Consider the following 20974-nt stretch of genomic DNA (forward strand, 5'->3'; position numbering starts at 1 on the left):
GCCGACCGCCTCAGACGCCGGCCTCCGTCAGCCGGCCGACCTCCTCGTCGCTCAGCGACACCGCTCGAGCCTCGAGGTTCGACTCGAGGTGGGCCGGATTCGACGTGCCGGGGATCGGCAGGATCACGTCCGATCGCTCGAGGAGCCAGGCGAGCGCGACCTGTCGACGCGTCGCGTCGTGGGCGGTCGCGATCTCGTCGAGCAGGTCGCCGTGTGCCGCGAGGTCGTCGGCGTCGATGGGACACCAGGGAACGAACCCGATGTCGTTGTCGGCACAGACCTCGAGTACGTCGCGGGAGGACCGATCGGAGACGTTGTAGCGGTTCTGGACGGTCGCGACGTCGACGTGCTCGCGGGCCGTCTCGAGTTCGTCGACGGTGACGTTGCTCAGGCCGACCTGTCGAACCAGTCCCTCGTCTTTGAGCTGTGCGAACGCCCCGACGGAGTCTTCGAAGGGAGTGTCGGGATCGGGGCGGTGGAACTGGTAGAGGTCGATCGTCTCGGTTCGGAGGCGGTCGCGGGAGGCGAGGACCTGATTGCGGACGTAGTCGGGATCGCCGCGGGCGAGCCACTCCTCGTCGCTGTTTCGCAGGAGGCCGGCTTTGGTCGCCACCACGACGTCGTCGGGATCACCGATCGCCTGGCCGATGAGGCGTTCGCTCACGCCGGGTCCGTAGGAGTCCGCCGTGTCGATGAAGTCGACGCCGCGGTCGACCGCGCGCCGGACGACCTCGCGGGCGGTTTCTTCGTCGTCCGGCGGACCGATGATCTCCTCGCCACAGAGGCGCATCGCCCCGAATCCGAGCCGGTTGACGGTCGTTTCTCCGATGTCGAACGTCTCGGCGCTGTCGGTGCTCACGTGTCGATATCGGACGCCGCGGGGGATACGCTTTGGGCGTGTGGTCACCCGCTCGTTTACAGAGCGCATCGGGGGGTCACTCCCGAAGCGGCATCGACTCGCTCCCGGAGGCGTCCGTACCCGACGAGCCCCCGTGTCCCGTCGACGCGCCGCGTTCGGTCGGGGCCGGCCGATCGACCGGAGCCGACTCCGCGCCGAGGAGGCGTGGGAGCGCCGTATCCGCGAACGTCAATCCGAGGACGAGGATGATCGGTGCCAGAAAGAGCCCGTAGAAGCCGAAGACGATCGGCCCGAAGATGTACGCGAGCATCAACAGTCCGACGTGGGTTCGCTTCCCGCTCAGGTACGGCCGGAGCACGAGATCCGGAATGGTATCGACGACGACGACCGCCAGCGCGAGAAAGCCGAGCAGATACACCAGCAACGCGGTCTGCCCGTCTAGAACGAGCGGAACCGCCGCCGCGATCGCCACCGGGACGTAGACGATCTTCATCCCGACCACCGGGATCAGGCTCGCGACGCCCGTCAGCGCCCCCGCGAGCGCGGGGTAGGGTATCTCGACCGCGGCCGGAACCAGCGCGTTGTACCCCATGAACGTGATGACGGCGATCAGGGAGATGAGGATCACGTTCAACAGGTTGCCGAACAGGACCGCCTCGAGTTCCTCGTCGACCGCCTCCAGATACTCGCGGACGATGGCGTCGTCGTCGAACCTGAGCAGCCACTCGTGGGCCTTCGAGCCGTCGATCAAGAGGTAGTAGGTGACCACGACGACGATGAGCAGGTTCAACAGAAAGCCCGTGACGAGGTCCGTCAGCAGACCGGCGTTGTCGATCGTGAAATCCAGAAACGGATCGAACGTGCCCGCTCGATAGGCCTCCGCGAGCCCCTGGATAGTCAGTTCGGGCGGGTTCTCGAGCCCCTGAACCCAGCCGACGTCGTCCGGCAGCATCTCCGCGACCGGATACTCCGCGACGAAGTTTCGAACCTCGATCACGAGCAACGCGACGGTGTAGCTGACGAGCGCGAGAAACGGAACCGCGAGAAAGGAGATGACGAGCACGGCGCGCACCTTGTCCGGGAGGTGGAGTCGCTCGAGGGAGGTGTAGAACCGACGCGTCGAGTAGTACAGAAAGACCGCAACCGTCAGCGCGGCGATAAATCGGTAGGCGATGTAGGTCGTGACGGCGGCTACGGCGAACCCGAAGAACGTCACGGCCGTCCGTTTCTCGTTCATATCTGTCAACCTGGAGTCGTGAGGACGGTCACATAAAACGTCCGATCGGAGTCCACACCGGGACGGGGTCGTCCGGCGCGACGGACTCGCTGAATCGGATCGGTCGCGCGTCGAAAATACCGGATCGGATCAGTCGGCCGCGTCCGGAATCTGCTCGTCAGTCACGTACGGCAGGTCCCGGGCGGTCTTGCGGACTTCGCCCGCGTTCGACTTCATCAGCGCCGTCGTATCCCAGACGCCCTCGACGAGGGCTTTGCGCTGGGCGTCGTCGACGGTGACGTCGATCGTCTGTCCACCGTAGGTGACCGTCTCGGCCTCGACGTCGATCTCGAGTTCGCCGTCGGGGTTCGCCTCGACCCACTCCTGCAGTTCCCCGATCGTCTCGCTGTCGGCGGTGACGGTCGGGATGCCGAGTGCCAGACAGTTGCCGGCGAAGATCTCGGCGAAGCTCTCGCCGATGAGCGCGTCGATTCCCCAGCGCATCAGCGCCTGGGGGGCGTGCTCGCGCGAGGAGCCACAGCCGAAGTTGCTGTTGACGACCATCACCGACGAATCCTGGAACCGCTCCTCGTTCATCGGATGCTCCTTGAGGTCGTCGTTCTCGTCGAACCGGAGGTCGAAGAACGCGAACTCGCCCAGTCCGTCGAAGGTGACGACCTTCATGAACCGGGCCGGGATGATCTGGTCCGTGTCGATGTCGTTGCCCCGGATCGGAACGCCCGATCCCGACGCGGAGTCGACCTCGGGGATGTCGACGTCGGTTCCGCTCATACCGTCTGCACCTCCGGTAGATCGCGGACGTCAGTGACCGCCCCGGTGATCGCCGCCGCGGCGACCATCTGCGGGTTCATCAGGACGGTCCGCCCGTCTTTCGATCCCTGTCGGCCGACGAAGTTCCGGTTCGAGGAGGAGGCACAGGCCTCGTCGCCCTCGAGTTGGTCTTCGTTCATGCCGAGACACATCGAACAGCCGGCGTTGCGCCAGTCGAAGCCGGCCTCCTCGAAGACGTCCTTGAGGCCCTCCTCCTCGGCGGCCCGCTGGACGCGCTGGCTGCCGGGGACGACCATCGCGCGGACGTCGTCGTCGACCTGACGGCCCTCGACGATCGCCGCGGCGCGACGGAGGTCCGGAAGGCGCGCGTTGGTACAGGAGCCGAGGAACGTGACGTCGATCTCGTAGCCCTCCATCGTCTCGCCGGGTTCGACGCGCATGTGCTCCTGGGCGCGTCGAGCGGTGTCTCGCTTGTCCTCTGGGAGGGAGTCGGGTGCCGGAATCGGCTCCGTGATGCCGATTCCCTGACCGGGAGTCGTCCCCCAGGTGACGACCGGCTCGAGGTCGTCGGCGTCGATGGTGACGACGTCGTCGTACGCCGCGTCGTCGTCCGAGCGGATGGACTCCCAGTAGGGTTTGAGTTCGTCGAACTGCTCGGGGTTCTCCTGGAAGTAGTCCGTCCCCTCGAGCCACTCGTAGGTGGTCTCGTCGGGGTTGACGTAGCCCGCGCGAGCGCCGCCCTCGATCGACATGTTACAGATCGACATCCGACCCTCCATGCCGAGGTCCTCGACGGCGGAGCCGGCGTACTCGTAGACGTAGCCGACGCCGCCCTCCGTGCCGAGTCGGCGGATGATCTCCAAGATGACGTCTTTGGCCTCGACGCCCTCGCCCAGTTCGCCGTCGACTTCGATCTTGCGAACCTTCTGTTTCTCGAAGGCGAGCGTGCCCGTCGCGAGCACGTCCCGGATCTGGCTGGTACCGATCCCGAACGCGAGCGCGCCGAACGCGCCGTGGGTGCTCGTATGCGAGTCGCCACAGACGATCGTCTTGCCGGGCTGGGTGAGTCCCTGCTCCGGCCCGATGACGTGGACGATCCCCTGATCGCCGGAGGTCGGATCGGAGAAGTCGATGCCGGCCTCGCGGACGTTCTCCTCGAGTTCGGACATCATCTCCTCGGCCGCGTCCTCGTCGTACGGACGGGACTGATCGGACGTCGGGACGATGTGGTCGACCGTCGCGTGGGTGAGTTCGGGGTAGGCGACCTCGAGGTCGCGCTCGCGCAGCATGCCGAACGCCTGCGGGCTGGTCACCTCGTGGATGAGGTGGAGACCGACGAACAGCTGGTCCTGTCCGGTCGGCAGCGTGGTTACCTTGTGACGGTCCCAGACCTTGTCGTACAGCGTGCCCTCGCTCATTCGTTCTCCCCGGCTCGGTCGTGGCCGCGCTCGAAGACGCGATTCGCGTCGTCGGCCTTTTTCGGCGGCGTGTGATCGACGCTCGCCATCGTTCGTCCGCGCTCTTCTTCCGTCGTGTCGGCCGAATCCGTCGACGCCGGTCGATCGTCGTCGACCCGCTCGCCGCCGTCCGCCGCGACGATCGGCCCGCGAGTGAACAGCTGGCCGGTCGCCCGCCCGGTGTAGGGGTTCGCGTGACTGACGTCGGCCATCGTCTCGCCGTCGTCGGAGTTCGGCTCCGTCGTTCGTGTCATCGTAACTGTCTCCGTGTTATTCGGTCGCCGTGACGCGCGTCTGATCCTCGTCTTCGGTCCCTTCGGTTGCTTCCTCCCAGGCGAACAGCGCGCGCAGTCGCTCCCCGACCCGCTCGATGTCGTGGTCCTTTTCGGCCTGGTTGAGCTGCGTGTAGACCGGCCGGTTCGCCTGGTTCTCCGCGATCCACTCGGTCGCGAACTCGCCGTTTTGGACCTGCTCGAGCACTTCTTCCATGTTCTCGCGGACGTGATCGTCGATCACGTCGTCGCCGCGAGTGAGGCCGCCGTACTCGGCGGTGTCGGAGACGGAGTCCCACATCGCGCCGAGGCCGCCTTCGTACATGAGATCGACGATGAGCTTCATCTCGTTCATGCACTCGAAGTAGGCCATCTCGGGGCTGTAGCCCGCGTCGATCAGCGTCTCGTAGCCGACCTTGATCAGCTCGGCGATCCCGCCACAGAGGACGGCCTGTTCCCCGAAGATGTCGGTCTCGGTCTCCTCTTTGAACGACGTCTCGACGACGCCGGCGCGGGTACAGCCGATCCCTTTGCCGTAGGCGAGCGCCCGCTCTCTCGCGTCGCCGGTGTAGTCCTGATAGACCGCGAGCAGACCGGGCGTCCCCTCGTCGTTCTCGTAGTTCCGTCGGACGAGGTGACCCGGCGACTTCGGCGCGATCATCGTCACGTCGACGTGCTCGGGCGGCTGGATCTGGTTGTAGTGAATGTTGAAGCCGTGGGCGAACTGGAGGGTGTTACCCTCCTCGAGTTCGGGCTCGATCCGTTCGTAGACGGCGGGCTGGACCGTATCGGGGACCAGCACGGAGACGACCTCGGCCCGCGCCGCGGCCTCGACCGGCGTCGTCACGGTGAGTCCGTCCTCTTCGGCGGCCGCACGCGAGGCGGAGTCCTCGCGGAGGCCGACGACGACGTCGACGCCGCTCTCGTGGAGGTTGAGCGCGTGGGCGTGGCCCTGGCTGCCGTAGCCGAGTACGGCGACCGTGGTGGTTGCGAGATACGATCCGTCGACGTCGTCGTCGTAGTAGATGTCGGTGGTGAATTCGTCAGTCATCGGTAGGTGTCTGTGTGTATTCGTGGCTCTGATTCGCCGCGTCGGCGGACGATACGGCCGTCGCGGGGTCGCGCCCCGCGGTCTCGTCGGTTCCGCGCGCGAGCGCCGTCGTGCCGGTTCGGGAGATCTCCCGGATGCCGAACTGCCCGAACGTCTCGATCGCCGCGTCGATCTTCTGGCGCGCGCCGGTGATCTCGAACGTCGCCGTCTCCGGACTCGAGTCGACGGTCTTTGCGTCGTACATGTCCGCGACGGCGGCGACCTGATCCGGGCGCTCGGCGTCGACTTTCACGAGCGCGAGCTCGCGACGCATCGCGTCGGACGCGAGTTCGCGCACGGAGATGACCGGAACCAGCTTCCGGAGCTGTTTTTTGATCTGGTCGATGCCGGGATCGGGCTCCTCGACGACCAGCGTGATTCGGGCGCGGTCGTCGGCCGTCGTGGGGCCGACGGTCAGGCTCTCGATGTTGAACTGCCGCCTCGAGAACAGGCCCGAGGCCTCCGCGAGCACTCCGGGTTCGTGTTCGACCAGCACGGAGATGACGGTGCGTCGGGGATCGTGGGTCGCTTCGATCTCGGGATCGATGCGGATCCCCTGTTTGTTTCGCCGCCCCGCCGGCGTCGGCCGCTCTTCCGGCGGCGGCCCCTCGAGTCCGCGCTTCATGCGGACCACCCCGTGGCTCGCGTACGGTCGGACGACGCCGTCGGTCCGACGGTCATAGCTGGTCCTCCGTCAGCGCGAACTGACCGTTGTCGCCGCCGCTTGGAACCATCGGGTAGACATTCGCCTGGGGGTCGATATGCGCGTCGATCACGGACGGGCCGTCGTAGGCCAGCGCCTCGGTGACGGCGTCGGCGACGTCGTCGTAGTCGTCGATCCGGAAGCCCTGCGCGCCGAAGGCCTCCGCGAGCTTGTCGAACTCGGGCATCCAGCCGTAGTCCGACGCGGAGTGACGTCCCTCGAAGAAGGCGTCTTGCCACTGGCGGACCATGCCGATGTACTCGTTGTTGAGGACGACGACCGTGATGTCCAGGTTCTCGCGGACGGCCACGGACAGCCCCTGTAGCGTCATCAGGAACGAGCCGTCGCCGTCGATGCAGACGACCTCCTGATCGTCGGCGGCGGCGACCCGCGCGCCGATGGCGGCGGGAAGGCCGTATCCCATCGTCCCGAGGCCGTGACTCGAGACCCAGGTTCGCGGTTCGGTGTAGGTCCAGTACTGACAGGCCCACATCTGGTGTTGACCGACGCCGGTCGTGACGACCGCCCGGTCGCTCGTGGCCTCGTCCAGCGCTTCGACGATGAACTCGGGGCGAACCGGTTCGTCCTCGGGGGCGTCGTAGGCCATCGAGTAGTCGGATTTCCACTGCTGGCACTGGGCGCGCCACTTCTTCGCTTCGGGCGAGGCGTCGACGGCCTCGCCCAGCTGGTCGACGACCGTCGCGGCGTCGCCGACCAGCGGGTAGTCGGCGTGGATGTTCTTCGAAATTTCGGCGGGATCGATGTCGACGTGGATGATCTCGGCGTCGGGCGCGAAGGTCTCGATGCCGCCGGTCAGGCGGTCGTCGAAGCGCGTGCCGACGGCGATCATCGTATCGCAGTGCGTGACCGCCATGTTGGCGAAGCCGGTGCCGTGCATCCCCGCCATCTCCATGGCGAGTTCGTGATCCTCGGGGAACGAGCCGATGCCCGGCATCGTCGTGACGACCGGGATCTCGTGTTCGGTCGCGAACGCCCGGCAGGCCTCGCTCGCCTCGCCCTTGATCACGCCGCCGCCGAGCAGCATGATCGGACGGGCGGCGTTCTCGACGCGTTCGGCCGCGGCCGCGACGATCTCCGCGTCCGCGCGCTCTTGGACCTCGTAGGTGTCCGGCACCCGCGGGCCGTCGGGCTCGCGGTCCGTCTCCCCGTTCGTGACGTCCTTCGGCAGGTCGACCAGCGTCGGTCCCGGTCGGCCCTCGCCGGCGAGCGCGAAGGCCTCGCTGACGTCGGTTCCGACCCGGTCGGGATCGGTCGAGAAGGTGTTGTCCTTCGTAACCGGCGTCGTGACGCCGATCGTGTCCGTCTCCTGGAAGGCGTCGTTGCCGACGAACTCCGTCGGGACCTGGCCCGTCAGGGCGATCATCGGGTCCGAGTCCATGTCGGCGTCCGCGATGCCCGTGACGAGGTTGGTCGCGCCCGGACCCGACGTCGCGAGACAGACGCCCGGCTCGCCCGAGACGATGCCGTAGGCGTCCGCGGCGTGCGACGCTCCCTGCTCGTGAGCCATCGTGATGTGGTAGATGTCCGAGTCGTAGAGGGCGTCGTAGACGGGCATGATCGCCCCGCCCTGGACGCCGAAGGCGTACTCGACGCCCGCGTTCTCGAGCGCGCGGATAACCGACTCGGCGCCCGTCGTGACGGGCGTCGGCGTCGTCTCGGCGTCACTCGAGGCGGCCCCGTCGTCTCCCGACTCGTCGGCGTCGGTCGTCGTCTGGTCGTCGTGCTGTTCCTCAGTCGGCGTGACCGATGCTGCGCGTTCGCTCATCGTGTCTCTCCCGCCGTCTGACGGCGATCCGTGGGTTTCGGTGTGGGGTGTGTTCTCATCTGCTGTCTGACTGGTCGCTGTAAAGCCGGTACGAACCTGAACTCGACGGTGCGAAAGGAGAGATGAGGGGCTAGACCGCCCCTACGATCCGAACCGATACGAACGCGCCGGTGTCGACTGGCCGCGAACGAGCCGACAGCGATGCGCGATGCGCCATTATCGTACTCGTAGCTCCGGCGAGACACATAACTCTTGTGAGTCGCGTTGCCGGTCGGCGGCCGAACACCGTCGCCGGTCGGACGCCACAGCGGGCGCTCGCGAACGCGAGCGAACGGAGCGGACATCGTTTAGACGCGCACCTCCTCCTGTTCGTGCTGGCGTTCGACGCCAGCCTCTTCGGCAAAGCGCTCCAGGTCGCTGACCGTGACCCGGCGCTTTTCCGCTCCGTAATCTTTGACCCGGCGGGTGACCGCCCGGACCTGCTCTTCGGTCGGATCGAAGCCGACCTCGAGCAGCCGTTCTCGGACCGAGTGCGTACCGGTGTGTTTCCCCATGACCAGCCGGCGTTCGGCGCCGACCATCTCGGGGGTCATCACGCCGGGTTCGAAGGTGTCCGAGTTCTCGATGACGCCGGCGGCGTGGATGCCGCTCTCGTGAGAGAAGGCGTTGTCCCCGACGACGGGCTTGTTGCCCGGCGTGGGAACGCCGCTTTTCTCCGCGACGACCTCCGAGAGCTCGGTGATTCGGGTCGTGTCGATGCCGGTGTCGCCCTGATAGAGCGACTCGACGGCCATCACGAACTCCTCGTAGGCGGCGTTGCCGGCGCGCTCACCGATCGAGTTGACCGAGACTTGCGCCTGCTCCGCGCCGACTTCGATGCCGGCCAGCGCGTTGGCGGTCGCCAGCCCGAAGTCGTCGTGGGCGTGGACGTCGATGCGCGCGTCGGTGTGGTTCAGGACCTTCTCGATCAGGGCCCGGAACCGACCCGGCGTGGCGACGCCGCAGGTGTCCGGAATGTTGATCCAGTCGGTACCGGCCTCCGTCACCGCCTCGATGACGTCGATCAGGTACGCCTCGTCGGTTCGCGTCGCATCCATGGGCGAGTACATGCAGGTCGCGCCCGCCGCTTTGATGCGTTCGACCGACTCGACCGAGCGTCGTACGACCTCCTCCCGCGTGGCGTGCATCGAATCCTCGATCTGGACGTCGCTGGTGCTCACGAAGATGTGAACCATCTCGACGCCCGAATCGAGTGCGGCCTCGATGTCGCCGTCGACGACGCGGGCCAGTCCCGCGGTCGTCGTCGACGTCGAGGAGGCGATGTCACGAACGGCTTCGAACTCCGCGTCGGAGTTGACGGGGAACCCAGCCTCTATGACGTGGGTCCCCATCTCGTCTAGAATCGACGCGATCTGCCGTTTGTCGTCGTACGAAAACGACGTTCCGGGCGACTGTTCGCCGTCCCGGAGCGTGGTGTCGAAGACACGTGCTGACTCTATTTCGTCAGTGGAATCTAACGTGCCCTGGAAGAACTCGACCCCCCTGACTGGTGTCAGAGGAAGAGCTGTCTTGTGAAGACATTGTATTTGAACTCGAGGCGCGACGGCATATATAAATGTGACGCTGTCACGGCCCGCCACCCCCGTGATAGCTCGAGGCACGGACGACCGACCGGGTCGAAAACCGAAGGACGTAAACGCCCTAGTATATCCACCAGTTCCTTATATTGTACCGGTCAGGTCTTCCCGCTGGTGCGATCGATCGTCGATCGGGGGTATTATTCGCCCGGCGACGGCCGAAACGCGCTCGGACGCGCCGGTGCGCGCTCTCGGTGGACGAGCGGTCAGTACTCGAGTGCGATCTCGAGCGGTTTTCGTCGTTCGTCCATCCGTCGGCGGTCGAACTGAGGAATCGGTCGGAATATGGGTCGAGTTGGCGCGCGATTGCGGAACCGAACGACACCCCTCGAGATCACTCGAGGGCGTCCCGATGGGACTCGTACCGGCTGACGTACCGATCCTCACAGGAGGGACAACAGAACGTCTTGACCTCGCCGCCGACCGTCGCCGTCACGCCGTCACCGACGACCTCCTTCCCGCAGACGACGCACTCGAGTGCGAAGCCGGTCGCCGTCACGCCGGTGATCCGGTCCGACCGAGAGAGCACGGTGACGTCGTAGCTCGAGAGCATCTCGAGGTCGAGGTGCTCACCGAGCCACGCCCGCACGTCCGTCCCGGGGAGCGTCGCGTGGACGACGACCCGGCCGTCCGCCCCCTCGAAGACGGTCTCGACGCCCTCGAGCGATCTCGCGTCCGCGTAGACCTCGTCGACGGTCGCCGGGGTCGGCGCCAGTTCGACCAGGACGGGCGTCTCGCCGTGAAGCGTCTCCCGATCGACGTCGATCGTGAACCCCCGGATGATCCCCTGCTCGGAGAGCCGCGAGATCCGATCCGAGACGGCCGGCGGCGTCAGCCCGACCGCCTCAGCGATCTCCCTGTAGGGCCGCCGGGCGTCCTCGGTGAGCAACTCGAGGATCTCGAGGTCGGTCTCGTCGAGTTCTCGCATGGGCGGCCGTTGGGTCGGGACGACAAAGAGTGTATCCCGGCGCTCGTGGTTGTTCTGTTCGTGGTTGTTCTTGTTCGTGGTTGTTCTGTTCGTGGTTGTTCCGTTCGTGGTTGTTCTGTTTGGGGTTGTTCTGTTCGTGGTGGTTCTCGCTTTCTCGAGCGGGGCGTCGGCGGACTGCGGGAGGGAGTGGACGTCGGCGGACTGCGGGAGAGAATGGATGGGGGCGGCGGACTGCGAGACGGTGTGGACGGGACGTCGAAAGCCCTCCGCGCGTTCGCGGCCGCTCCGACGGATATCCTCACTCCGTTCGGACAGTGCCGCCGGAGCGACGCTCCCGGCTCACGGCTCCCGCTGGTCGCCGTTCGCCCGCGCGGCCCTCTCGAGGTTCGGGCCGCGCTCAGCGCGAACGCCCGTCGCCCTTTCAGTCCGCCAGGAACGGGAACCGCAGGCGGCCTCCGCGGGCCTGCCCTTCCCCGGGTCGCACGACCCGCGCAGGGCGCGGGCACGCGCTCCCGGCCATCCCGATGTGTGGATGTGTGGTACGGACGACGGCGGCGGGGAAACGAATCAGTTGGATCCGTGGCGTTTTTCACCCAGTCGCTCGGCTATGGGAGCAATGAAGATCCTGGTTACCGGCGGCGCGGGGTTCATCGGCGGACACCTCGCGGAGCAGTTCGTCCGCGACGGCCACGACATCGTCGTCCTCGACACCCTCGTGCCGTTCTACGACCTCGGCATCAAGGAACGAAACGTCGAGATCGCACGCACCGCCGCGGCCGGCGGCGACGGGACCTACGAGTTCGTCGAAGGGAGCATCACCGACGCGGACGTCGTAGAGGACGTCGTTTCCGACGTCGAGTTCGTGTTCCACCAGGCGGCCCAGGCGGGCGTCCGCGCGAGCGTCTCGAATCCCGAAAAGACCACCCGGACGAACATCGAGGGGACGTTCACGCTCCTCGAGGCGGCTCGAGACGCCGACGTGAAGCGGGTCGTGAACGCGAGTTCCTCCTCGGTGTACGGGAAACCCGAGTACCTGCCGTACGACGAAGATCATCCGACTACTCCAGTCAGCCCGTACGGAGCCTCGAAAGTCGCAGCCGAACACTACGTGCGCGTGTACAACGAGGTGTACGGTCTGCCGACGGTGTCGCTGCGGTACTTCACGGTGTACGGACCCCGAATGCGCCCCAACATGGCCTTCACCAACTTCGTCTCCCGCTGCCTTCACGGCGAGTCGCCCGTGATCTACGGCGACGGCACCCAGACGCGGGACTTCACCTACGTCGAGGACGTCGTCGGCGTCAACCGCGACCTGCTCTCGACCGACGCCGCCGACGGCGAGGTGCTGAACGTCGGCTCGACCGGCCGGATCACGATCGACGACCTCGCGCGAGTGATCCGCGACGAGATCGATCCGTCGCTCGAGATCGAGTACGACGACCCTCGAGAGGGCGACGCAAAGCACACCCACTCGGACGTCTCGAAGGCCCGCGAGTTGATCGGGTACGAGCCGAGCGTCTCGATCGAGGAGGGTGCAAAGCGGTTCGTCGACTGGTACCGGGAGAACGAGGACTGGTACGATCCGCTGGTTCGTCGGTCGTAAGCGACTCGAGGAGGTCTCGCGGTGTTGTGGTGGAAGAGTACTGATAGCGCTAAGAGGATGTCAAGAATAGGTCTATTGTATTGGCCCATGTACCAATAGTCGAGATAGCCTCACCGACCGACGACAATACCCATGACTGATACCACCCCGCCGCTGCATCCGATGGAACGCGAACAGCTTCGCGCCGAGTCCACGCTCGTCGTGACCGTAAAGTCGTCCGGTGAGCTCCACGATGACGTTACGGACGGTGTCGAGACGCTCGAACGAGGCGACGCGGTGGACTCCACGCCGACGCTCTCGTTTACTAGCTACGACGACCTCATGGAGACACTGACGCCGCGCGTCCTCGAGCTCATCAAGGCCATCCGCCGAGCGGAGCCTGCTAGCATCAACGAAACCGCACGCGTCGTCGACCGGGACGTGAAAAACGTGTACGAGGAGCTCAGCCAACTGGCACAGCTGGGAATCATCTTCTTCGAAGAGAACGGCCAGAGCAAACGCCCGATCGTCTGGTTCGACGAACTCGTAATTACCCTTGCGTTCGATTCGGAAACCGGCGACAGAGCAACCGCCGCACCGTGAGAAACTGCGAACCGTTTCATCGCTCGAGATGCTATTAGATGGGTGCGTTCACACGAGATCCCGTCCAGTCGATGATTCGGGACGACGGACGACCGTTCATCGAATCGATCCTATCGCAGTTTCCGTTCGGCCTCCGAGAGATCCGCCTCCGTGTTCACATTCACCCGCCAGCCCTCGAGTTCGACCGTCTCGACGACTCCACCGTGCTCTCGGAGGCGGGCGATCGCGTCCGGGAGTTCGTACTCGCCGCGATCCGATGGGGCGATCGCCCGACAGTGCTCGAAGATCGATTCCGGGAGGGCGTAGACGCCGGTCGTCACGAGCGTCGACGGCGGCTCGTCCGGCTTTTCGACGAGTTCGGTCACGGTTCCCGACTCGTCCGTGACGACGACGCCGGTCGTCCGCGCGACAGCCGGCGAGGCCCGCTCGACGAGCAACGCTGCGTCGACGTCCGACCGACGCCTGGTTTCGACGACGGACTCGAGCGACGTGCCGAAGACGTTGTCACCGTTACAGACGAGGACGTCGCCCTCGACCGCGTCCGCCGCCTGTGCGATCGCGTGTGCCAGGCCCTTCCGTTCGGGCTGTCGAACGTACCGGATCGGCGCCTCACCGTAGCAGTCGCCGTAGTAGTCGACGATCTGGGCACCCCGATAGCCGATCACGACGACGATGACCGTGACGCCGACCTCGCACAGCCGATCGAAACAGTGTGAGAGGATCGGACGGTTGTCGACCTCGAGCAATCCCTTCGGGCGGTCGCTCGTCAGCGGTCGGAGTCTGGTCCCCTCGCCGGCCGCGGGAACGATCGCGTGCATGGATTGTCGTTGTCGGTCTAGCTCCATGAAGTCGGTTGGTCGACACGCGTCTCGAGTCAGATATCAACCAGTTTAGTGAGATCGGTCTTCTACGGGTCGAGGACAACGACACCGGTTGTTTCATTACTGTTCTGCGTCGATGCCGGTATATGCAGACGAATATTCGCGCGTGGGTCGCTGAAATGCGCGATCGGTTTCGCGATCATCCGCTCCGGGCTCCCCTCTACGTTATCTTCACCTGGTATCTGGTGTTCTGGTATGCGGTGACATCGAGAGTTCCGATCGGAACCAACGTCTACGAGCGCGACTGGGATGTGCTCATCGTCCTCGATGCGTGCCGCGTCGATACGCTCGAAGCCGTCGCCGAGGAGTACGAGTTTATCGAAAGCGTTGACTCGATCCGATCCGTCGGGAGCCAATCCGACGAGTGGATGGCAAAGACGTTCACAGAGCGGTTTCGGTCCCAGATCGCCCGGACGCACTATGTGACGGCAAACGGCCACGCGACACAGTTATTCGAACAGGGGGAGTTGCCCCCGAAGAACAACACGACTCCAATCGACGTTTCGTCGTGGGATCTCGTCGATCTGGACGTTTTCGACGACGTTACGATGGTCTGGCAGGACCACCACGACGAGACGTATCGCGTCGTTCTCCCGCGAACGATGACGGATCACGCGATCCAGGCCGGACGAGCGAACGAGTCGGATCGGTTGATCGTCCATTATATGCAACCGCATCTGCCGTATATCGGCCAGGCTCTCGACGAGGGGCGACCACCCACGGATCTCGAGATGGAGGGATACAATCGACTCGAGTCCAACGAGGCGAACCGATCCGAGGTGTACGACCTGTACGAAGACACGCTTCGACTGGTACTCGACGATGTGGCGATCCTGCTCGAGAACCTGGACGCTGATGACGTCGTCATCACTGCAGACCACGGGGAGGCTTTCGGTGAGTTCGCCGCGTACGGTCACCCCGAGGGGTTTCCACACCCCGTCGTGAAGAACGTGCCCTGGGTTCGCACGTCCGCAACCGACACGGGGAGTCGGGATCCGGATCTCGAGATTAGTTCCGGGGCCAGCGTCGACGTCGAAGAGCACCTGCGCGATCTCGGCTATCGATAACCCTCTTTTCGAGAGTTTCTGAGAGAGGGGCCGGAGACCGTTCCGGGGGGCACCAAACGAAGGCTATAACCGCCTTCCATCGAAACGGCACTGACAACCGAATGTCGACTGCCGACGATCTTTCCGTCCTTCACCTCGTGACCGCGAGGGAGGTCTTCTTCGATCAGCAGATCGAGACGCTCGAGGCGAAGGGCGTCGACTGCACGGTCTGCGTCGTTCCCGGTGCCGATCAGATCGACGGCGCGATGGGACGCGGTCGCGGCGTGACGGAGTACCTGCAGTACGTTCCGAAAGTTCGCCGGGCGCTCCGTCGCGGGGAGTTCGATCTCGTCCACGCGAACTACGGGCTGACGGCACCGTACGCGGCGACGCAGTTCCGATTGCCGATCGTGTTGACGCTATGGGGATCCGACGTCGTCGGCGTCGACGGCTGGGTGACGAAAAGCTGTGCGTGGCGAGCGGACGCGGTGACCGTTCGAAGCGAGGAGATGCGAGAGCTGCTGAGTCGGCCGGACGCACACATCGTCCCCAGTGGCGTGGACATGGACCGGTTCCGACCGATCGATCGGACGGCCGCTCGAGAGCGAGTCGGGTGGGAACTCGAGGAGACGCACGTCCTGTTTCCGTACTCGCCCGACTACGAGCGCAAGAACTACCCGCTGGCCGAGCGGGTCGTGGATCGGGCTGGGACGGAGTTGGGGGAGGACGTGACGTTACAGACGATTTCGGGCGTGGCCCACGAGGACGTTCCGTACTACGTGAACGCGGCCGACTGTCTGCTGTTGACCTCGAGACACGAAGGCTCACCGAACACCGTCAAAGAAGCGATGGCGTGTAACGTGCCCGTGGTCTCGACGGACGTCGGTGACGTCCGAGAGCGACTCCGCGATGTAAAACCGTCGGCTGTCGGATCGAATGCCACAGAACTAGCAGAGTGTTTGTCGACAGTAATCGAATCCGAGGAACGATCCAACGGTCGAGAAATCGTTCGAGAGATCAGTTGGGACCGAATTGGCGAAAGACTCGTGAATATTTATCGAGCCGTGACGTAAATCTCGAAACAAACGGATACGGACGACACGGATTATCAGCAACTGTTTAAACAGGACTCTTCGTAGACGAGTAGTACTAATGGTAGAGGCGACCTTTTTCACACATAATCTCGGTGTCGGTGGCGCACAGCGGGTATTAGTCAATTTGTCAACAGAATTGGCGAAACGCGGCCGGGAGATTGAAATTGTCGTTCATACCGACAAAGGAAAACTCGCATCAGAGGTACACGACGACGTCAACATCTATTATACGAACACTCCCAATTTCGTTCCGACGATCCGTTCGCTTCGATCCTACCTCCGAGATAGACATCCAGACGTGTTGCTATCGACGGTAAACATCGCGAACCTGGCTGCAATTATTGCTGGAAAAACTACGAATACTGATACACATCACGTGGTCAGAATGGCTAATACACCCTCCAAGAAGGCACAAGATTACGAGAATAAGCAAATCAGACATAAGGTTGTGCCATATATGATGCGGGGTCTCTATCCATTATCTGATGAGATATTAGCCGTCTCTGCCGGTTTAAAAGACGATCTAGTCCAGAGCTACGGTATCGATCCGAGCAAGATTCGTGTGATCTATAATCCGACTGTGACACAGGCTGTTTTTGAAAAAGCCGAACAACCGGTTGATCACCGTTGGCTCGACGATCCAAGCCAAGACGTTATCCTCGGAGTCGGAAGCCTAATCAAACAGAAGGATTTCGAGACGTTGATAAAATCGTTTTGTCGTGTTCAGCAACGTATCGATGCGAAGTTATTGATCCTCGGAAAAGGCAACCAACGGGACGCACTCGGTCGGTTAGTCCAAGATCTAGGACTTACTTCTCAGGTTGATCTCTACGGTGCAGTCGCTAATCCGTATTCATATATGGCCAATGCGGACCTTTTCGTCCTCTCTAGTCGGTGGGAGGGGTGCCCGAACGTTTTGATCGAAGCGATGGCGTGTGACACGCCTGTCGTATCGACCGATTGTCCAAACGGTCCGCGTGAGATACTCCGTAACGGGGAGTATGGACCACTCGTTCCAATGGGTGATTCTAACACGATGGCGACGGCGATTGTCGATCAGTTAGAAAACACGTCTCAGTTCTCGAACGTCAAAGACCGAGCGATGGATTTCCACGTCAACGTAATTGCCGACGAATATGAAAAACTTCTCTTTGGGGATGCGTGAAGACAGAGAAGAAGCCTTGGAACAGATCATTACACAAAGAGCAAGGCGAACACCAAGATACTCTGTCGGATTTTCCTCAGTGGTTTGCGGCCCAACGGATGACTTATGCGTCTGGACGGGGTTTTGAATGCTCGGACTCGTCCGATAAAGCGTACCTTTCAGCAAATATGTTTGTTGTAAGCATCCAGACATCTGTTTAGAATTGACGCGACTAATGTTGAACGTCGCAACGATAATAATCACATTTTGTGATGAGTCCGCAAGAGTCACTCCGTGATTCACATCGGGTATATTATAGATTGGGTGATCGTCGCTTGATGCTTTAAAAGCAGTTTTAAGATGTATCTGGAGGCTCACTCTAGCATCAAACCATTTATTTACTACAATATTCAAACTCTGACCAATGTCACACATAGAGTTTCTTGGTATATCTGGGGCAGGAAAATCAACACTGATGAAAGAGTTACTGTCATATGATAATTATATGGGTGGTAAAGAATTGTATGACATTAGATATTGGGGCCTGGATAATAGAGAGGTACTCGAAAACATATTAAGGATTTTAAATACTTCCCCAAAACCAATTCGAATGAAATTTGGAAGATTTATATATGAATATGTTCTTCGTCCTCAGTTATTTATTAACTTCTTTAGTAGAAATACCGAATTTATAAACGAACTTGTTCCATATTTTGAACGTAGCTATGAGAAACGTACTGAGGAAAAACTCCGAGGTTTCGCAAATGGTATTTCAAAATACGAGCTAGGAAAGCGAGTCAACCATCCAGCAGATTACATATGCCTCGATGAATGCTTTTATCACCGAACTCGAGCAGTTCGTCATGCGAAGGACCTCCCCAATGATTCGTATTTTGATGTAATGCCTACACCATCTATACTGATCTGGGTTGAACCTCCACCAAAATTAATATATAAGCGAAGAAAAGAACGCGATGGTAAGGAATTCTCCATGAACGCTATTAAAAGATCAAAGAAAATAAATGCAGTATTAGCTGAAAAAGCAATTGATAGAGGTTCAAAAGTAATTCAGGTGAAAAATGTAAAATCCCCTAAAGCCGAAGCCAATTACATCCACAGTGAAATAGAAAACCATCCTTCAAGTATATAGGTGATAACCCATACTTTTATTCACATAGAATGTATAATGTGTACCATAGATTCTGTCTTGTAGGTCAGGCTTCTCATTGGCTGGCCCATCCTTTCAGTCATAGTGGATGTTATAACATTAATCCGGGAGTGCTGTGATCACAGGGTGGGAGCCATTCTACAACACTCCATGGGAGAAATTATACTGTAGTCCACAATAGACATGTACGCGTGTATAATAATTCATTTATAGTATCATATGGGCGTATACTAGAACAGGACACAAAATCTATAAGCGTCTACTCAAAACGAATCTGTAGTAAATGTGAAAGTGGTTATTACAATGGCCGGGAAGGGATCTCGGTTCAAAGACGCGGGCATATCATGTCCAAAGCATGAGGTTATCGTGGACGATCGTCCAATGTTCGACTGGGCTATGCAAAGCCTGAAATCGTTTTACGACGACGAATTCGTTTTCATCACTCAAGCGGCAGATTCTCCGAGTGAGTTCTTAGCGGAGCGTTGTGAAACCCTGGGAATTGACAGGTACGAAGAAGTTACGCTCACCGAGTACACCGACGGGCAAGCGTCAACGGCGCTGGCTGCTGACGACAGTATCAATGACTCTCAATCGGTTGCGATATTTAACATCGACACATATGTCGAGGAAGGTAAACTCTCACCCGAAATTATCAAGGGCGACGGATTCATTCCTGTTTTCGAAACGACCGGCGAACGATGGAGTTTCGTGAAAGAAGACTCCAAGGGGAACGTCGTAAGCGTCTCCGAAAAAGAAAAGATATCGGACCTCGCAACGGTTGGGTTCTATTATTTCGATCAGTGGTCGTATTTTGCTGATGCGTATGCGGAGATCGCGTCAGAGACCAAATCGAAATACGGCGAAACCTACGTCGCACCGCTGTACAATTCTCTAATCGACAGCGGCGAATCCGTCGAAACACATTGTCTCGACGAGAGCGCCGTTCACGTCCTGGGGACGCCACAAGACCTTTGCAGCTTCTATCCTGAATTCGATCCGAACAACCATCCCTAGCATGAGCGACACTGACGATATCCTTCTGGTTCCTTCCGCCGTACTCGTCCCGGACGAGCTACGCCTGGATGTGGGCTCAATTCCGACCGGAATGATCCCACTCAAGGGCAAGCCGATGATCGAACGAATTGCGGAGGCATACGAATCGACGCCCGTTTCTCGGATCGTGGCCGTTGGTGAATCCAGTGATGCTATTCGTGAATACGCACAACGGAGTGTCTACGATTGGCGCGTAATAGACGTCGGCGACACCATCAGTGTCGGTGAAACGATACTGACGACGTTAGAACAATTGCCAAAAGCATCACTAGAGGGTTCGAAACTGTACATCAACTTTGCAGACACGTTAATCCAGCCGATACCCGTTTTGGACGGCCAGGACTACGTTTCCTACGAAGAAGTCGATCGAACGTACCGGTGGACGAATTTCGATATCGAATCGGACGCGATCGGTGCTGTAACACCGAAGAACAAGCTTAGCGGAACGTCGTCACCGGTTTTCGTTGGACAGTTTGGTATCACCGACGCAAGTGAATTTCGTGACGAACTCGAACGTGCTGTGACCGCTCGAAGCAGCCAACTCGATCCATTCTTCGCGGGTCTCCTGTCATATCTGTCCGAACGAGAATACGATTTGTTCAAGCCCGACACCTGGCTGGATGTCGGCCACCTCGATACGTTCCACCAGGCCAAAAAGCAGTTCTTGAACACACGATCGTTCAACAAACTATATGCAGATAACAAGAATACGATCACGAAACGGAGCGACGATGTCGAGACGCTAATTAACGAAATAGAGTGGTACAATCAGATCCCAAACGACTTACAACCGTACTTGCCTCGTGTGTACGATTGGTCCACAAACGAGGACGAACCGTTCATCAAACTGGAGTACATCGGTTACCCCTCGTTAAGTGACCTTCAGTTGTACAGCGCCCACGGACAACACATCTGGAACGGCGTCTTCGATCGACTACTCGAGATGATCGAAGAGTTTCAACGAAATACGTTGACGATGCAAGATGGGGATATCGAATCCGCTCTCGAAACGATTTACATCGAGAAGACGCGACATCGACTCGAACGGACGTACAACAGGGGGACGTTCACAGAACTGTTCGACTCGGATGGAGTTACGATCAATGGAGTGAACTATCCGTCAGTCCGCGAAATTCTCGCTCAGCTACAACTGATAGCGGACAAGATCGGCCTCCTCGAAACCCGAACGCTTTCAGTTATCCACGGTGATCTCTGCTTCCCGAATATTCTGTACGATCCTCGAAACGGAATCCTCAAATTAATCGACCCTCGCGGGGAATTTGGTGATTTTACTATTTACGGTGATTCACGATACGATCTTGCGAAGCTCCGCCACAGCGTCGTCGGTCACTATGAGCACCTCATTAACGATCAGTTCGACGTCTCGTACGATCCTGAAGAGGCGGCTATTTCGTACCGAATTCATACCACGGAGGGTCAGGATCACCGGGAATCGTTGTTCGATTCGAAGCTTGCATCCCATCCCGAGATCGACCTCGGAACGATAAAGTTCATCGAGGCGCTGCTCTTTCTCAGTATGGTACCGCTCCACGCGGATCGGCCCGCGAGGCAACAGTGTATGATCGCTCAGGGAATCCAGAAAATCGCTCCGTATATGGAGTCAGCCACGACCGAAACGTTCGAAAGCCGTGAACACACATGA

General features: G+C 60.6%; 19 protein-coding genes. 8 read left to right on the forward strand and 11 right to left on the reverse strand.

Annotation, left to right across the window (positions count from 1 at the left end; translation table 11 throughout):
* Positions 1 to 10: 10 nt before the first annotated feature.
* The 10 genes from EA462_RS02105 to EA462_RS02150 form a co-directional block, all read right to left on the reverse strand.
* Positions 11 to 859 (reverse strand): aldo/keto reductase, encoded by an 849-nt coding sequence (locus EA462_RS02105; RefSeq protein ID WP_243641343.1) that lies wholly within the window; start codon positions 857 to 859, stop codon positions 11 to 13.
* A gap of 76 nt (positions 860 to 935) precedes the next feature.
* Positions 936 to 2096 carry an AI-2E family transporter gene (locus tag EA462_RS02110; protein ID WP_124176918.1) on the reverse strand — a complete coding sequence of 387 codons (1161 nt, stop codon included), beginning with the start codon at positions 2094 to 2096 and terminating at the stop codon, positions 936 to 938.
* A gap of 129 nt (positions 2097 to 2225) precedes the next feature.
* A complete protein-coding gene (gene leuD, locus EA462_RS02115; RefSeq protein WP_124176919.1) occupies positions 2226 to 2867 on the reverse strand; it encodes a 3-isopropylmalate dehydratase small subunit in 642 nt (213 codons plus the stop codon).
* Complete coding sequence (gene leuC, locus EA462_RS02120) at positions 2864 to 4285, reverse strand: 3-isopropylmalate dehydratase large subunit (RefSeq protein WP_124176920.1); 1422 nt, start codon at positions 4283 to 4285, stop codon at positions 2864 to 2866. Before leuC ends, leuD begins: the two co-directional genes overlap by 4 nt.
* On the reverse strand, positions 4282 to 4578 hold the full coding sequence (locus EA462_RS02125) for a hypothetical protein (RefSeq protein WP_124176921.1): 297 nt from the start codon (positions 4576 to 4578) through the stop codon (positions 4282 to 4284). The genes leuC and EA462_RS02125 overlap by 4 nt, the downstream gene beginning before the upstream one ends.
* Before the next feature lie 16 nt (positions 4579 to 4594).
* On the reverse strand, positions 4595 to 5647 hold the full coding sequence (gene ilvC, locus EA462_RS02130) for a ketol-acid reductoisomerase (RefSeq protein ID WP_124176922.1): 1053 nt from the start codon (positions 5645 to 5647) through the stop codon (positions 4595 to 4597).
* Positions 5640 to 6311: an acetolactate synthase small subunit gene (ilvN, locus tag EA462_RS02135; protein ID WP_124176923.1), complete on the reverse strand. Its 672-nt coding sequence runs from the start codon at positions 6309 to 6311 to the stop codon at positions 5640 to 5642. The genes ilvC and ilvN overlap by 8 nt, the downstream gene beginning before the upstream one ends.
* 52 nt (positions 6312 to 6363) lie before the next feature.
* Positions 6364 to 8175, reverse strand: coding sequence for a biosynthetic-type acetolactate synthase large subunit (ilvB, locus tag EA462_RS02140; protein WP_124176924.1), 1812 nt, complete (start codon positions 8173 to 8175; stop codon positions 6364 to 6366).
* A 347-nt stretch (positions 8176 to 8522) separates the two neighbouring features.
* Positions 8523 to 9815 (reverse strand): LeuA family protein, encoded by a 1293-nt coding sequence (locus EA462_RS02145; RefSeq protein WP_449289201.1) that lies wholly within the window; start codon positions 9813 to 9815, stop codon positions 8523 to 8525.
* A gap of 331 nt (positions 9816 to 10146) precedes the next feature.
* A complete protein-coding gene (locus EA462_RS02150; RefSeq protein ID WP_124176925.1) occupies positions 10147 to 10740 on the reverse strand; it encodes an AsnC family transcriptional regulator in 594 nt (197 codons plus the stop codon).
* Between the two features lie 616 nt (positions 10741 to 11356).
* Here EA462_RS02150 and EA462_RS02155 point away from each other — a divergent pair.
* Both EA462_RS02155 and EA462_RS02160 read left to right on the forward strand, forming a co-directional pair.
* Positions 11357 to 12343 (forward strand): GDP-mannose 4,6-dehydratase, encoded by a 987-nt coding sequence (locus EA462_RS02155; RefSeq protein WP_124176926.1) that lies wholly within the window; start codon positions 11357 to 11359, stop codon positions 12341 to 12343.
* Between the two features lie 132 nt (positions 12344 to 12475).
* Positions 12476 to 12925, forward strand: a complete 450-nt coding sequence (locus EA462_RS02160; RefSeq protein ID WP_243641344.1) for an HVO_A0114 family putative DNA-binding protein — start codon at positions 12476 to 12478, stop codon at positions 12923 to 12925.
* A 110-nt stretch (positions 12926 to 13035) separates the two neighbouring features.
* On the opposite strand, the gene EA462_RS02165 is transcribed toward EA462_RS02160, so the two are convergent.
* Positions 13036 to 13743: a sugar phosphate nucleotidyltransferase gene (locus EA462_RS02165; protein WP_124176927.1), complete on the reverse strand. Its 708-nt coding sequence runs from the start codon at positions 13741 to 13743 to the stop codon at positions 13036 to 13038.
* A gap of 149 nt (positions 13744 to 13892) precedes the next feature.
* Here EA462_RS02165 and EA462_RS02170 point away from each other — a divergent pair, with 149 nt between their 5' ends.
* The 6 genes from EA462_RS02170 (at position 13893) to EA462_RS02195 (ending at position 20974) form a co-directional block, all read left to right on the forward strand.
* The gene (locus EA462_RS02170; protein WP_124176928.1) at positions 13893 to 14873 is read left to right on the forward strand and encodes a hypothetical protein; all 981 of its coding nucleotides are present in this window, start codon (positions 13893 to 13895) and stop codon (positions 14871 to 14873) included.
* A gap of 101 nt (positions 14874 to 14974) precedes the next feature.
* The gene (locus EA462_RS02175; RefSeq protein WP_124176929.1) at positions 14975 to 15925 is read left to right on the forward strand and encodes a glycosyltransferase; all 951 of its coding nucleotides are present in this window, start codon (positions 14975 to 14977) and stop codon (positions 15923 to 15925) included.
* Between the two features lie 79 nt (positions 15926 to 16004).
* Positions 16005 to 17111, forward strand: a complete 1107-nt coding sequence (locus EA462_RS02180; RefSeq protein ID WP_124176930.1) for a glycosyltransferase — start codon at positions 16005 to 16007, stop codon at positions 17109 to 17111.
* Between the two features lie 403 nt (positions 17112 to 17514).
* On the forward strand, positions 17515 to 18240 hold the full coding sequence (locus tag EA462_RS02185) for a hypothetical protein (protein ID WP_124176931.1): 726 nt from the start codon (positions 17515 to 17517) through the stop codon (positions 18238 to 18240).
* A 321-nt stretch (positions 18241 to 18561) separates the two neighbouring features.
* Complete coding sequence (locus EA462_RS02190) at positions 18562 to 19272, forward strand: sugar phosphate nucleotidyltransferase (RefSeq protein WP_124176932.1); 711 nt, start codon at positions 18562 to 18564, stop codon at positions 19270 to 19272.
* 1 nt (position 19273) lies between these two features.
* A complete protein-coding gene (locus EA462_RS02195; RefSeq protein ID WP_124176933.1) occupies positions 19274 to 20974 on the forward strand; it encodes a hypothetical protein in 1701 nt (566 codons plus the stop codon).

The sequence above is a fragment of the Natrarchaeobius halalkaliphilus genome, from assembly GCF_003841485.1.
Taxonomy (GTDB): Archaea; Halobacteriota; Halobacteria; order Halobacteriales; family Natrialbaceae; genus Natrarchaeobius; species Natrarchaeobius halalkaliphilus.

Coding starts and splice junctions, on each gene's coding strand:
- EA462_RS02110 (WP_124176918.1), bottom strand. CDS start 2,096: ATGAACGAGAAACGGACGGCCGTGACGTTCTTCGGGTTCGCCGTAGCC.
- EA462_RS02125 (WP_124176921.1), bottom strand. CDS start 4,578: ATGACACGAACGACGGAGCCGAACTCCGACGACGGCGAGACGATGGCC.
- EA462_RS02190 (WP_124176932.1), top strand. CDS start 18,562: ATGGCCGGGAAGGGATCTCGGTTCAAAGACGCGGGCATATCATGTCCA.
- EA462_RS02150 (WP_124176925.1), bottom strand. CDS start 10,740: ATGCGAGAACTCGACGAGACCGACCTCGAGATCCTCGAGTTGCTCACC.
- EA462_RS02195 (WP_124176933.1), top strand. CDS start 19,274: ATGAGCGACACTGACGATATCCTTCTGGTTCCTTCCGCCGTACTCGTC.
- ilvB (WP_124176924.1), bottom strand. CDS start 8,175: ATGAGCGAACGCGCAGCATCGGTCACGCCGACTGAGGAACAGCACGAC.
- EA462_RS02155 (WP_124176926.1), top strand. CDS start 11,357: ATGAAGATCCTGGTTACCGGCGGCGCGGGGTTCATCGGCGGACACCTC.
- ilvN (WP_124176923.1), bottom strand. CDS start 6,311: ATGAAGCGCGGACTCGAGGGGCCGCCGCCGGAAGAGCGGCCGACGCCG.
- leuC (WP_124176920.1), bottom strand. CDS start 4,285: ATGAGCGAGGGCACGCTGTACGACAAGGTCTGGGACCGTCACAAGGTA.
- EA462_RS02180 (WP_124176930.1), top strand. CDS start 16,005: ATGGTAGAGGCGACCTTTTTCACACATAATCTCGGTGTCGGTGGCGCA.
- leuD (WP_124176919.1), bottom strand. CDS start 2,867: ATGAGCGGAACCGACGTCGACATCCCCGAGGTCGACTCCGCGTCGGGA.
- EA462_RS02175 (WP_124176929.1), top strand. CDS start 14,975: ATGTCGACTGCCGACGATCTTTCCGTCCTTCACCTCGTGACCGCGAGG.
- EA462_RS02160 (WP_243641344.1), top strand. CDS start 12,476: ATGACTGATACCACCCCGCCGCTGCATCCGATGGAACGCGAACAGCTT.
- EA462_RS02185 (WP_124176931.1), top strand. CDS start 17,515: ATGTCACACATAGAGTTTCTTGGTATATCTGGGGCAGGAAAATCAACA.
- EA462_RS02165 (WP_124176927.1), bottom strand. CDS start 13,743: ATGCACGCGATCGTTCCCGCGGCCGGCGAGGGGACCAGACTCCGACCG.
- ilvC (WP_124176922.1), bottom strand. CDS start 5,647: ATGACTGACGAATTCACCACCGACATCTACTACGACGACGACGTCGAC.
- EA462_RS02170 (WP_124176928.1), top strand. CDS start 13,893: ATGCAGACGAATATTCGCGCGTGGGTCGCTGAAATGCGCGATCGGTTT.